Here is an 11,998-nt window from a genome sequence, read left to right on the forward strand (position 1 = left end):
TTGTAGGGTCGGCGGAGTTCAGGAACGAGCGGAGGAGGAGGCAGTCATGGGTAGGACCCTGGCCGAGAAGGTCTGGGACGAGCACGTCGTCCGGTCGCGCGAGGGCGAGCCGGACCTCCTCTACGTCGACCTCCACCTGATCCACGAGGTGACCTCGCCGCAGGCCTTCGACGGACTCCGGCTCGCAGGTCGCCCCGTGCGCCGTCCCGACCTCACCATCGCGACCGAGGACCACAACGTCCCGACCGTCGACTGGGACAAGCCGATCGCCGACCCGGTGAGCAGGACGCAGGTCGAGACGCTGCGCCGCAACGCCGAGGAGTTCGGCGTACGCCTGCACCCGCTCGGCGACCTCGACCAGGGCATCGTCCACATCATCGGGCCGCAGCTCGGCCTCAGCCAGCCGGGCATGACCATCGTGTGCGGCGACAGCCACACCAGCACCCACGGTGCGTTCGGCGCGATCGCCTTCGGCATCGGCACCTCCGAGGTCGAGCACGTGCTCGCGACGCAGACCCTGATGCAGGCCAAGCCGCGCACCATGGCGGTCACCGTCAACGGCTCGCTGCCCGAGGGCGTCACGGCCAAGGACCTCGTGCTGACGCTGATCACCCACACGGGCACCGGCGGCGGCCAGGGCTACATCGTCGAGTACCGCGGCCAGGCCATCGAGGAGCTGTCGATGGAAGGCCGGATGACGGTCTGCAACATGTCGATCGAGTGGGGCGCCAAGGCAGGCATGATCGCGCCCGACCAGACGACCTTCGACTACATCGAGGGCCGCCCCGAGGCGCCGAAGGGTGCCGACTGGGACGCCGCCGTCGAGCACTGGAAGGCCCTGCGCACCGACGACGACGCGACCTTCGACCGCGAGATCGTCCTCGACGCCTCCGAGATGACGCCGTTCGTCACCTGGGGCACCAACCCCGGCCAGGGCGTGCCGCTCGGCGGGTCCGTCCCGTCACCGGCAGACTTCGAGGAGCCCGGCGACGCGGTCGCCGCCGAGAAGGCCCTCACCTACATGGGTCTCGAGGCCGGGACGCCGATGCGCGACATCGAGGTCGACACGGTCTTCGTCGGCTCCTGCACCAACGGCCGGATCGAGGACCTCCGTCTCGCCGCGTCGGTGATCGAGGGCCGCAAGGTCGCGCCCACCACCCGGCTGCTGGTCGTCCCGGGCTCGGCCCGCGTGCGGCTGCAGGCCGAGGAGGAGGGCCTCGACGTGGTCTTCAAGGAGGCCGGGGCCGAGTGGCGGGGCGCGGGGTGCTCGATGTGCCTGGGCATGAACCCCGACCAGCTCGCGCCGGAGGAGCGCAGCGCCTCCACCTCCAACCGCAACTTCGAGGGCAGGCAGGGCAAGGGTGGGCGCACCCACCTGGTGTCGGTGCCCGTCGCCGCGGCCACCGCCGTCCGCGGCAGGCTCTCCTCACCCGCCGACCTCGACCCCGTCGCGCCCGAGGAGGGCTGACCCATGGAGAAGTTCACCAGCCACACCGGCGTCGGCGTCCCGCTGCGGCGCAGCAACGTCGACACCGACCAGATCATCCCGGCGGTCTACCTCAAGCGCGTGACCCGGACCGGGTTCGAGGACGGGCTGTTCGCCGCCTGGCGCAACGACCCGGGCTTCGTCCTCAACCACGAGCCGTACGCCTCCGGCACCGTGCTGGTCGCCGGCCCTGACTTCGGGACCGGCTCCTCGCGCGAGCACGCCGTGTGGGCGCTGCAGAACCACGGCTTCAAGGCCGTGCTCTCCTCCCGCTTCGCCGACATCTTCCGCGGCAACGCCGGCAAGGCCGGGCTGCTCGCGGCCCAGGTCGACGAGAAGGTCGTGCAGCGGCTGTGGGACCTGGTCGAGTCGGCGCCCGGCACGCAGATCACCGTCGACCTCGAGTCGCGGACCGTGCGTGCGGGGGAGGGTCCTGACGCGGTCGAGGACTCCTTCGACATCGACGACTACACCCGCTGGCGACTGCTCGAGGGCCTCGACGACATCGGCATCACGCTCGGCCACGCCGATGACATCACGGCGTACGAGCAACGACGTCCGAGCTGGAAGCCGGCCACCCTCTGACGCCGAAACCCCTGCCACGGCGGGGGTTTCGGCGCTTCGGGTGATGTCGGCGCCGCCCAAGAAATGTGCCGCGGAATCGCGCGTGGTGATTGTGACGCGGGCCACGAGTCCCTAGCGTGCTGGGCACGGAGTCGGGCACCAGCTCGGCGCTGAGCGTTCATTGGAAGGGAAGCTAGTGAACAAGACGCAGCTGATCGACACGCTCGCCACGCGGTTCGAGGGGAACCGCAAGCAGGCAGCGCACGCGCTGGACTCGGTGCTCGACACGATCACCCGCGAGGTCGCGAAGGGTGAGAAGGTCGCCATCACCGGCTTCGGGTCGTTCGAGAGGAAGATCCGCAAGGCAGGCAAGGCGCGCAACCCGCAGACCGGCGAGACCATCCGCACCAAGAAGAAGAACGTCCCGAAGTTCACCCCGGGGCAGGAGCTCAAGAACGTCGTCTCCGGCGCCAAGAAGCTCCCCAAGCTGGTGGTCGCCGCTCCGGCCGCCGCTGCCAAGAAGGCGTCGGCCGCGACGAAGAAGGCGACCCCGGCCAAGAAGGCGAGCACGTCCTCGACGGCCAAGAAGGCGCCGGCCAAGAAGACCGCCACGAAGTCGGCGGCGGCCAAGAAGGCGCCGGCCAAGAAGACCGCGACCAAGTCGACGGCGGCCAAGAAGGCGCCGGCCAAGAAGACCGCCACGAAGTCGGCGGCGGCCAAGAAGGCGCCGGCCAAGAAGACCGCCACGAAGTCGACGGCGGCCAAGAAGGCGCCGGCCAAGAAGACCGCGACCAAGTCGACGGCGGCCAAGAAGGCGCCGGCGAAGAAGTCGACGGCCAAGAAGGCGCCTGCCAAGAAGTCCTGATCCACCGCGCTGAGGCCGGATCCCTGGCGGGGTCCGGCCTCAGCGCGTCTGCAGGCCCGCGAGCACCTCGGCGGTGCGGATCCCCAGGCCGAGCTCCTCGGCCTGGGCGAGCGCGGCCGCGTCGTCGACGTCGCGGCGCAGCGTGGGCAGCGCTCCGTCGATCTCCCGGGCGCCGGCGGCCAGGTGGTCGGCGCGGGAGTGGTGGCCGAACCTCGGGTCGAAGTCGACCGTCGGGGCGACGTACATGGTGGTGCCGGTGCCGTCGCTGTCGACGACGAAGCCGGCCGCGCCCGCCCACGACAGCAGGGCGCCCTCGAGGTCGTGCGGTCTGAGCGCCGGCAGGTCGGCACAGACCGCGACGGGGACCAGGTCCGGCCAGCGTCGTGCCGCCTCGTGGGCCGCCAGGCGCAGCGCCTCGTTGAGGTCGTCGGCGACCCCGTCGGGGAGCACCGCACAGCCGGTGGCGGCGAGGTCGGCGGCGAACCGCGCGTCGTCGGTCACGCAGAGGACCGCTGCCACGGACGGCGTCGCGAGGCAGGCGGCCACGGTGTCGAGCGCGAAGGCGGCGGCCAGTCGACGGCGTTCGTCGTCGCCGAGGCCCCGCAGCCGGGACTTCCCGTGGGCGGGCGGCTTGACCGGGACGAGGGTGACGAATCGTGGGCGTTCCACGACGCCGATCCTGCCATCGGAGGGAGTAGCCTGCTCCGGACACCTCGACCGTCTCGTCGGCACCGGCCGGCCAGCCCCCGAAGGACCCACGTGACCGTACGCAAGCTGCAGCAGCACCGTGGCTGGGCGTTCGGCGTCGCCGTGCCGATCGTGAAGCCGACCCTGCTGGCCGCGACCTCCCGGACCTGGATCGACGGCGACAAGATCCCGTCGACCGGCGGGTGCATCGTCGCGCTCAACCACATCTCCCACGTCGACCCGCTGCTGGCCGCCCACTTCGTCTACGACCACGGCAGGCTGCCGCGCTACCTCGCGAAGTCGGGGTTGTTCAAGAACCGCCTCCTCGGGGGCTTCCTGCGCGAGGCCGGCCAGATCCCCGTGGAGCGGCTCAGCCGCAACGCGGTGGGCGCCTTCGACTCCGCGGTCGAGGCCGTACGCCGGGGCGAGTGCGTGGTCGTCTATCCGGAGGGCACCCTCACGCGCGACCCCGACCTGTGGCCGATGGCGGGCAAGTCGGGCGCGGCCCGGATCGCGCTCGAGACCGGCTGCCCCGTGATCCCGGTCGGGCAGTGGGGCGCCCACGAGGTGCTGCCCCCCTACACGACCAGGCCGAAGCTGGTGCCGCGCAAGCGCGTCGTCATGAAGGCCGGCGACCCGGTCGACCTGAGCGACCTGGCCGAGCAGCCACGCACCACCGAGGTGATCGCCGAGGCGACCGGCAGGATCATGGCCGCGATCGTGGCGATCGTCGAGGAGCTCCGCGGGGAGGAGGCGCCGGTCGAGCGCTTCGACCCGCGCCGCGCCGGCGTCCGCCAGATCGGGAACCCACGCAAGCAGCAGCGCACCACCGACGACGAAGGCAGGTCTTGATGGGGAGGATCGCCGTCTTCGGCGCGGGTTCCTGGGGTACGGCGTTCTCGATGGTGCTGGCCGACGCCGGCAACCAGGTGACGATGTGGGGTCGTCGCGAGGAGGTCTGTGCCGCCATCGCGGACCGGCACGAGAACCCCGACTACCTCCCCGGGATCACGCTGCCGCCGTCGATCACGGCCACCCACGACCCGGCCGTCGCCGTCGACGGTGCGGAGGCGGTCGTCTTCGCGGTGCCGTCGCAGTCCTTCCGCGACAACCTCGCCGAGTGGGCGCCGGTGCTTCCCGAGGTGCCGCTCGTGTCCCTGATGAAGGGTGTCGAGCTCGGCAGCCTGCGGCGGATGAGCGAGGTGATCGACGAGGTCACCGGCGCCGGCCCCGAGCGCATCGCCGTGATCAGCGGTCCCAACCTGTCCCACGAGATCGCCCACCGCGAGCCCGCGGCCTCGGTCGTCGCCTGCGCCGACGAGGACGTCGCCAAGCGGCTGCAGGACCTGTGCCACTCCACGGCGTTCCGTCCCTACACCTCCGTCGACGTGCTCGGCTGCGAGCTGGGTGGCGCCTACAAGAACGTCGTCGCGCTGGCGGTCGGCATGGCGGTCGGCCTCGGCTTCGGTGACAACACGACCGCGTCGGTGATCACCCGCGGCCTCGCCGAGACCGCCCGGCTCGCGACCGCCCTCGGCGCCAACCCGCTGACGCTGATGGGGCTCGCCGGGCTGGGCGACCTGGTCGCCACCTGCTCCTCGCCGCTCTCGCGCAACCGCACCTTCGGCGAGAAGCTCGGCAAGGGGGAGACCACCGAGGAGATCTACGCCTCGACCCGGCAGGTGGCCGAGGGTGCGAAGTCGTGCTCATCCCTGCTGGCGCTGGCCCGCGCCACCGACGTCGACGCCCCGATCGCCGAGCACGTGGAGGCCGTCGTGGCGGGCAAGCTGACCGCCGGCGAGATGATGCAGGCGTTCATCGCCAGGGACACCAAGGCCGAGACCGACTGAGCGGGCCCCGTTCGAGCCGTGGCGAACGGTCAGGGCATGACGTCGCAGGGGGCCACCGGCCCGGAAGCAACGTCGAAGTCGGTCCACACCCGGATGCCTCCCAGGTCGGAGATGCCGTCTCCGTCGGGGTCGCCGGTCGCCGGGACCGGCACCAACGAGACGGCGAGGACGAACGTCTCGCCGTCACGCACCGCGCCGGGCGGCAGTGTCACCTGCAGGAGGTCGGCGCCGACGCCGGTGGTCATCCCCGACAGCGACCGGGCGACCGGTTCGTAGCGCCCCGGGGCGCACTCACCGCCGTCGGGGACGTAGGTGACGTCCGCGTCCACGCCGTACGCCTCCAGCTCGCGCTCGAGACCTGCGGCGTCCTCGAGCCGGTTGACCTCGACGGTGATCTCGCCGGAGTTCCCCTCCTGCACGGAGTACGCCGTCTGCACCCCGGCTCCGGGGACGACGACGACGGCGGCCACCGCCGCGGCCGCGGTCAGGCCGACGCCGACCGCGATCCGGGTCCGACCGCGGCGTACCCGTGCCGGTCGATCGGCGACGTGCGCGCGGAGCTCATGGAGCAGGGCGGTCTCGAAGTCGTCGAGCTGGGTCGTCATGACTGCACCTCGCAAGGAGTCGGGAGCGCGGTCGTGAGGGCACGACGCGCACGGTGGTAGCGGACCCGGGCGTTCCCGGGGGTGATGCCCAGCGCGGCGGCCGCCTCGACCAGGGGCAGGCCGTCGACAGCGACGAGCTCGACGAGGGCCTGCTGGGAGGCCGGCAGGTCGCTCAGGGCGGCGTGGAGACGTCGTCCCTCGCGCTCGTCGTCGATGCGCTCGGCGATGCGCTCCAGAGCGTCGTCGGTGAGCAGTGCGCGACCGCTGATCCGGTGGCTGGCCTGCATGGCCCGCCTGGATGATCGGTGGTGCATCGCGACCACGTTGCGCGCGATCCCGAACAGCCAGGCGCGCGGTGGACCGGAGCTGGCCCGGTATCGCCCACAGCTGCCCACGGCAGCGAGGAAGACGTCGGCCGTGAGGTCCGCCGCGTCGTGAGGGCTGGTCACGCGTCGGGCGACGAAGCGTTGCACTGCCTCGACGTGCTCGCGGTAGAACCGCTCGAGGGCGTCGGGGTCACGGCCGATGGCGGCGACTGTCGGAAGGGCGTCCACGTCTGCTCTTTGCCCCAGCCGCCAGCTGCGTTACACGACGCCGTCGAGCGCCGTGCGCAGGTCGTCCCAGAGGTCGTCGACGTCCTCGATGCCGACGCTCATCCGGACCAGGGCGTCCGGGATGGTGGCGGCCTCGGTCTTCCACCGGCGCCGCCGCTCGAAGGTCGACTCCACGCCGCCGAGCGACGTGGCGTGCACCCAGAGGCTGGTCTTGCGGGTCAGCAGGTCGGCCGCCATCGCGCCCTGGGCGAGCACGATGGCGACGATCGCCCCGAAGCCGGGGTAGCGGACCTCACTCACGGCCGGGTGCTCCTGCAGCCGACGGACGAGCTCCTGGGCGTTGGCCTGCGCCCGCTCCACCCGCAGGTGCAGGGTGCGCAGGCCGCGCAGCGCCAACCACGCCTCGAGGGTGCCGGGCACGGCGCCGGTCAGGTCGCGGCGTCCCTTGAGCACGCTCCACAGCTCCTCGTCGCGGGTGGCGACCGCGCCGAGCAGCACGTCGCTGTGTCCGGCGAGGAACTTGGTCGCCGAGTGCACGACCAGGTCGACGTCCTGGTCCAGCGGCCGCTGCAGCAGGGGAGTGGCGAAGGTGTTGTCCACGACGACGTACGCGCCGGCGTCGTGGGCCGCCCGGGTGATGGTCTCGATGTCGGCGACCTCGAGGGCCGGGTTGGTGGGGGACTCCAGCCAGACCAGCGCGGCATCGGCGCAGGCCTCGACGACCGCGGCGGTGTCGGTCACGTCGACCAGCGTCGCCTGGAGCCGGCCCCGGGCCTCGAGGTCCGCGAGCTGCATGATGCTGCCGTTGTAGGCGTGCCGCGGGGCGACCACGGTCGCGCCGGTGCCGACCAGGTCGAGGACGGTCGCGACGGCCGCGAGCCCCGAGGAGAACGCCAGGCAGCGTCCGCCCTCGAGCTCCCCGAGAGCGGTCTCGAAGGCCTGCCAGGTGGGGTTGCCGTAGCGGCCGTACTCCAGGTCGCCGCCGGCGACGTAGGTCGACGCCATCGTGATCGGCTCGTTGAGGGGAGCGTCCGGCTGGTGCGCGGGACGGCCCGCGGTGACGGCGATCGTGCTGGGCTTGAGCGGGGAGTCGGCAGCCATGGCGGCCACCCTAGAAGGCTAGGGTCGTCCCCGATGAGCCAGTCCAGCCGCAAGCCCCGCGTCGCCGTCGTGTTCGGCGGCCGCTCCAGCGAGCACGCCATCTCCTGCGTGACCGCCGGCAGCGTGCTGCGGGCGATCGACCGTGACCAGTACGACGTCGTCCCCATCGGCATCGCCACCGACGGCCGGTGGGTGCTCGAGGCCGACGACCCCGAGCGGCTCCAGATCTCCGGCCGACTGCTGCCGGAGGTCGACGCGGACCGGGCGGCCGTGGTGCTGGCACGGGAGGCGGCCAGCACCGAGCTGGTGGTGCACGAGGCCTCGCAGCCGCCGCAGACCCTCGGCGAGGTCGACGTCGTCTTCCCGCTGCTCCACGGACCGTGGGGCGAGGACGGGACCCTGCAGGGGATGCTCGAGATGGCCGGCGTGCGCTACGTCGGTGCCGGCGTGCTGGCCTCCGCGGTCAGCATGGACAAGGCCTACATGAAGGTCGTGCTGCGCGACGCCGGCCTGCCGCTGATGCCGTCGGTCACGATCAGTCGTCGTGACTGGGCCGCCGACCCGCAGGCCTGCCGCGAGCGCGCGGCGGAGCTCGGCTACCCGCTCTTCGTGAAGCCGGCGCGGGGCGGCTCCTCGATCGGTATCTCCAAGGCCCACGCTCCCGACGAGCTCGACGACTGCATCGCCGAGGCGCACCGGCACGACAGCAAGGCGCTGGTCGAGGTCTCCGCCGAGGGCGGCCGCGAGGTCGAGTGCGGGGTGCTCCAGGCGCTCGACGGCACGCCGGAGACCAGCGTCCCCGCGGAGATCAAGATCGGCGGCGACCACGAGTTCTACGACTTCGCCGCCAAGTACCTCCCGGAGGAGCACACCGAGCTCGACGTCCCCGCGGACCTCCCCGAGCACCTCTCGGCCCAGCTCCGTGAGCACGCCGCGCGCGCCTTCGAGGCCGTGGGCTGCGAGGGGCTGGCGCGGGTGGACTTCTTCGTGATGCCCGACGACTCGCTGGTCCTCAACGAGATCAACACGATGCCCGGCTTCACGCCGACGTCGATGTTCCCGCGGATGTGGGCCGCCACCGGCATGGAGTACGCCGAGGTCGTCGACCGCCTGATCCAGCTGGCCCTGACCCGGGACACCGGCCTGCGCTGAGTCCCGGCCGTCGGTCAGGAGTAGCGGTGGCTCTTCGCCGCGTGGCCCTTCTCGCGCGTGCAGGTCCGGCCGCTCATGTTGCGGTGACCGCACAGCTCGTCCGCGGACGAGTCCGTGGTGGCGGCGGTCGGGCGCTCCGGCTCTGCGGCCTGCGGCTGGACCGGGCGTCGGGGCGGCGCGGGCTGTGCACCCCGGGCCACGTGGCGCTCGTAGCGGGCTTCGCGCAGGGCACGCAGGTCGTCCATCTTGCTCATCGGCTCGTCACCCGGCCGATCCTATGCGTCCGGGCCGACAGTTCCCCGGAGCCGCACGGGCGCTGGATACTCGGATCCATGAGCCAGCCTGCGACCGTCGACGAGGTCCTGACCCGGATGCGCGAGATCGACGCCGGCCTGTCGCCCGACGACGGTGTGGCCGTCTTCAACCGGATGTACCTCACGGTCACCGAGCGCATCGGCGCCATCCTCGAACCCGGGGCGGGATCGACGACCTTCCGGGACGCCGAGACGATGGCCGAGCTGGACGTCCGTTTCGCCAACCTCTGGTTGACCGCCCACGACGCGGACGCCGCCGGGCGGCCGGTCCCGTCAGCCTGGCGACCGCTCTTCGAGGGGCGCGCCGGTGGGCGGCTCCCCGTCCAGTACGCCGTCGCCGGGATGAACAGCCACATCGAGCACGACCTGCCCCTCGCCGTCGTGGACACCTGCGCCGCCCGCGGCCTCGAGCCCGAGGACGTGCACGCCGACTACGAGGCCGTCAACGACGTGCTCGCCCAGGTCGAGTCCGGCGTCCGGCGGTCCTTCCTGTCCTCGGTGGGACGCACGGTGGACGACCGGATCGGCCCGGTGGTCCACCTCGTCAGCTCCTGGAACATCGACAAGGCCCGCGACCTGTCGTGGGTGACGGTGCAGACGCTGTGGGCGCTGCGTCGGACCCGGTTGCTGCGCGACCGGGTGCTCGAGAGCCTCGGCGACACGGTCGGGATGACCTCGAGGGTGCTGCTCACCCCCTGCTGACCGGGGCCCACGCGGTTCACAGGCAGGGGCGGACCAGCTCGGTGTGCTCCTCCACCGCGCCGGCCACGCCTGCCAGGGCGGCAGCCACCCCCTCGGGGCGCTGCTCGGCCGGGACGCTCACCTGCACCCGCGGCCGGTGGCCGACCGCGGTGAGCGTCGCGTCGAGCGACTCGTCCTCGAGGGCGGCGTCGGGCACGAACCAGCCGATGCCGTTGACCTCCTGGCAGACCGCCGTACGGGTGATGCCCCCGGGCTCGTCGACCCCGCAGGTGAGGACGATCGCGGGCTCGCCCCAGGCGGCCCCGAGGGCGTCGGCCGGGGTGACCTCGACCCGCTCGCGGTCGCCGAGCGCGTCGGGGAGGTCGTCGACGAGCGCGCGGCAGGCGCGGGAGTCGGCCTCGTCGAGGTCCGGCCCGGTGATCGCCACCGGGTCGGTGCCGCAGCCGGCCACCGCGGCGGTGAGCGCGACGCACAGCACGACGCCCCGGGACCTGGTGGTCCCGGGGCGTCGACGGAGCACGGGCCCGGTCAGATGTGCACCACCGGGCAGGTGAGCGTGCGGGTGATGCCGTCGAGGTTCTGGACCTTCGAGACCACCAGCTTGCCGAGCTCGTCGACGTTGCGGGCCTCGGCACGCACGATCACGTCGTAGGGTCCGGTGACGTCCTCGGCGAGCGTGACGCCCTTGACCTGCGCGATCTCTCGGGCGACCTCGGCGGCCTTGCCGACGTCGGTCTGGATCAGGATGTACGCCTGGACGACCATCGCAACTCCTCGTCTGCTGCTGACTGTGACGCGGTCAACCTATCGTGCCGCTCGCGGGTGCCGATAGGTGCCCGCAGAGCGGCATCTGGTGGGATGTCGGCATGGCACTTCCCCCCGATGCGACCGTGTCCGACGTGGGCGAGTTCGGGCTGATCTCGGAGCTCACGAGCCTCTTCGAGCAGGGCGAGCAGGTGCTCGTCGGCCCGGGCGACGACGCGGCCGTGCTGCGGGTCCGCAACGGGCACGTCGTGGTCTCCACCGACCTGATGGTCGAGGGCCGGCACTTCCGGCGCGACTGGGCCACCGCGGAGGACGTCGGCCACCGCGCCGCCGCCCAGAACCTCTCCGACATCAACGCGATGGGCGGCCGGGCCACCTCGCTGACCATCGGCCTGGCCGCTCCCGCTGACCTGCCGGTCCAGTGGGCGCTCGACTTCGCGCGCGGGTTCGCAGCGGAGTGCGCCGAGGTGGGCGCCACGGTCGTCGGCGGCGACCTCACCCGCGCCGACCAGGTCGTCATCGCGGTGACCGTGCTCGGCGGCTGCACCGTCTCGCCGGTGCTGCGCAGCGGTGCCGGCGCCGGTGACGTCCTCGCGCTGACCGGCCGCCAAGGCTGGGCCGCTGGCGGGCTGGCCGTCCTCGGCCGGGGGTTCCGCTCGCCACGGGTGCTGGTGGAGGCCTACCGGCGCCCCGAGCCGCCGTACGCCGCCGGGCCGGTCGCCGCCGAGGCCGGGGCCACCTCGATGATCGACGTGTCCGACGGGCTGCTCGCCGAGGCGCGCCACCTGGCCGAGGCGAGCGGCGTCGCGATCGACGTGCGCCGGGACGCCTTCGAGGTCCCGGAGCCGCTGGTCGCGGTGGGTTCGGCCCTCGGGGCCGACCCGCTCGGCTTCATCCTCGGCGGCGGGGACGACCACGCGCTGCTCGCCACCTTCCCCGACACCACGTCGGTGCCCGAGGGCTGGCAGGTCGTCGGTGAGGTCCTGGAGGGGAGCGGGGTCACCGTCGACGGCGCGGGGTACGACGGTCCGACGGGGTGGACGCACTTCTGAACGACGAAGGCCGCCACCCGGTCGGGTGGCGGCCTTCGGCTTGTCAGGGGTCTGCGGTCAGCGGGTGACCTTGCCGGCCTTCAGGCAGCTGGTGCAGACGTTGAGGCGCTTCGGGGTGCCGTTGACCGTGGCGCGGACCCGCTGGATGTTGGGGTCGAAGCGACGCTTGGTGATCTTGCGAGACCACGGACGGTTGTTGCCGAAGCCGGGCTTCTTGGCGCAGATGTCACAGACGGCAGCCACCGGAACTCCTGGGAAGTCGAGATTGTTTCGGAACACGGGCCCGACCGAGCGGGCAACC

Annotated in this window: 16 protein-coding genes; 8 read left to right on the forward strand and 8 right to left on the reverse strand. The window is 72.3% G+C overall.

The window, feature by feature from the left end; genetic code table 11:
* Positions 1 to 46: 46 nt before the first annotated feature.
* The 3 genes from leuC (at position 47) to EXE57_RS18410 (ending at position 2,915) form a co-directional block, all read left to right on the forward strand.
* Entirely contained in the window at positions 47 to 1,468 is a 1,422-nt protein-coding gene (gene leuC / locus EXE57_RS18400) for a 3-isopropylmalate dehydratase large subunit (RefSeq protein ID WP_135080045.1), read from the forward strand.
* A 3-nt stretch (positions 1,469 to 1,471) separates the two neighbouring features.
* Entirely contained in the window at positions 1,472 to 2,071 is a 600-nt protein-coding gene (gene leuD / locus EXE57_RS18405; protein WP_135080047.1) for a 3-isopropylmalate dehydratase small subunit, read from the forward strand.
* Between the two features lie 175 nt (positions 2,072 to 2,246).
* Positions 2,247 to 2,915: an HU family DNA-binding protein gene (locus EXE57_RS18410; protein WP_135080049.1), complete on the forward strand. Its 669-nt coding sequence runs from the start codon at positions 2,247 to 2,249 to the stop codon at positions 2,913 to 2,915.
* 39 nt (positions 2,916 to 2,954) lie between these two features.
* Here the strand turns inward: EXE57_RS18410 and cofC are convergent, their stop codons facing one another.
* A complete protein-coding gene (cofC, locus tag EXE57_RS18415) occupies positions 2,955 to 3,584 on the reverse strand; it encodes a 2-phospho-L-lactate guanylyltransferase (RefSeq protein WP_135080051.1) in 630 nt (209 codons plus the stop codon).
* A gap of 90 nt (positions 3,585 to 3,674) precedes the next feature.
* On the opposite strand from cofC, the gene EXE57_RS18420 reads away from it, so the two are divergent.
* Together EXE57_RS18420 and EXE57_RS18425 are read left to right on the forward strand one after the other, a co-directional pair.
* Entirely contained in the window at positions 3,675 to 4,454 is a 780-nt protein-coding gene (locus tag EXE57_RS18420; RefSeq protein ID WP_135080053.1) for a lysophospholipid acyltransferase family protein, read from the forward strand.
* Positions 4,454 to 5,452, forward strand: coding sequence for an NAD(P)H-dependent glycerol-3-phosphate dehydrogenase (locus tag EXE57_RS18425; RefSeq protein ID WP_135080055.1), 999 nt, complete (start codon positions 4,454 to 4,456; stop codon positions 5,450 to 5,452). Before EXE57_RS18420 ends, EXE57_RS18425 begins: the two co-directional genes overlap by 1 nt.
* 29 nt (positions 5,453 to 5,481) lie before the next feature.
* Here the strand turns inward: EXE57_RS18425 and EXE57_RS18430 are convergent, their stop codons facing one another.
* From EXE57_RS18430 to EXE57_RS18440, 3 genes are read right to left on the reverse strand one after another with little or no spacing between them, the layout of a single operon-like run.
* Entirely contained in the window at positions 5,482 to 6,057 is a 576-nt protein-coding gene (locus EXE57_RS18430) for a hypothetical protein (protein ID WP_135080057.1), read from the reverse strand.
* Complete coding sequence (locus tag EXE57_RS18435; RefSeq protein WP_135080059.1) at positions 6,054 to 6,611, reverse strand: RNA polymerase sigma factor; 558 nt, start codon at positions 6,609 to 6,611, stop codon at positions 6,054 to 6,056. The genes EXE57_RS18430 and EXE57_RS18435 overlap by 4 nt, the downstream gene beginning before the upstream one ends.
* A 30-nt stretch (positions 6,612 to 6,641) precedes the next feature.
* Positions 6,642 to 7,712, reverse strand: coding sequence for a trans-sulfuration enzyme family protein (locus tag EXE57_RS18440; protein WP_135080061.1), 1,071 nt, complete (start codon positions 7,710 to 7,712; stop codon positions 6,642 to 6,644).
* Positions 7,713 to 7,745: 33 nt separating this feature from the next.
* On the opposite strand from EXE57_RS18440, the gene EXE57_RS18445 reads away from it, so the two are divergent.
* Complete coding sequence (locus EXE57_RS18445) at positions 7,746 to 8,864, forward strand: D-alanine--D-alanine ligase family protein (protein WP_135080063.1); 1,119 nt, start codon at positions 7,746 to 7,748, stop codon at positions 8,862 to 8,864.
* 14 nt (positions 8,865 to 8,878) lie between these two features.
* Here EXE57_RS18445 and EXE57_RS18450 read toward each other — a convergent pair whose 3' ends face one another.
* On the reverse strand, positions 8,879 to 9,118 hold the full coding sequence (locus EXE57_RS18450; RefSeq protein ID WP_135080065.1) for a hypothetical protein: 240 nt from the start codon (positions 9,116 to 9,118) through the stop codon (positions 8,879 to 8,881).
* Positions 9,119 to 9,196: 78 nt separating this feature from the next.
* Between EXE57_RS18450 and EXE57_RS18455 the strand changes: the two genes are divergently transcribed.
* Complete coding sequence (locus EXE57_RS18455) at positions 9,197 to 9,880, forward strand: DUF5995 family protein (RefSeq protein WP_135080067.1); 684 nt, start codon at positions 9,197 to 9,199, stop codon at positions 9,878 to 9,880.
* A 16-nt stretch (positions 9,881 to 9,896) separates the two neighbouring features.
* Here the strand turns inward: EXE57_RS18455 and EXE57_RS18460 are convergent, their stop codons facing one another.
* A complete protein-coding gene (locus EXE57_RS18460) occupies positions 9,897 to 10,400 on the reverse strand; it encodes a DUF3515 domain-containing protein (RefSeq protein WP_167305972.1) in 504 nt (167 codons plus the stop codon).
* A gap of 8 nt (positions 10,401 to 10,408) precedes the next feature.
* Complete coding sequence (locus EXE57_RS18465) at positions 10,409 to 10,645, reverse strand: Lrp/AsnC family transcriptional regulator (protein WP_135080071.1); 237 nt, start codon at positions 10,643 to 10,645, stop codon at positions 10,409 to 10,411.
* A gap of 101 nt (positions 10,646 to 10,746) precedes the next feature.
* Between EXE57_RS18465 and EXE57_RS18470 the strand changes: the two genes are divergently transcribed.
* A complete protein-coding gene (locus EXE57_RS18470) occupies positions 10,747 to 11,697 on the forward strand; it encodes a thiamine-phosphate kinase (protein WP_135080073.1) in 951 nt (316 codons plus the stop codon).
* A 57-nt stretch (positions 11,698 to 11,754) separates the two neighbouring features.
* Here EXE57_RS18470 and rpmB read toward each other — a convergent pair whose 3' ends face one another.
* Complete coding sequence (gene rpmB / locus EXE57_RS18475; RefSeq protein ID WP_135080083.1) at positions 11,755 to 11,940, reverse strand: 50S ribosomal protein L28; 186 nt, start codon at positions 11,938 to 11,940, stop codon at positions 11,755 to 11,757.
* Between the last annotated feature and the right edge of the window lie 58 nt (positions 11,941 to 11,998).

The organism is Nocardioides euryhalodurans (genome assembly GCF_004564375.1).
GTDB classification, from domain to species: Bacteria; Actinomycetota; Actinomycetes; order Propionibacteriales; family Nocardioidaceae; genus Nocardioides; species Nocardioides euryhalodurans.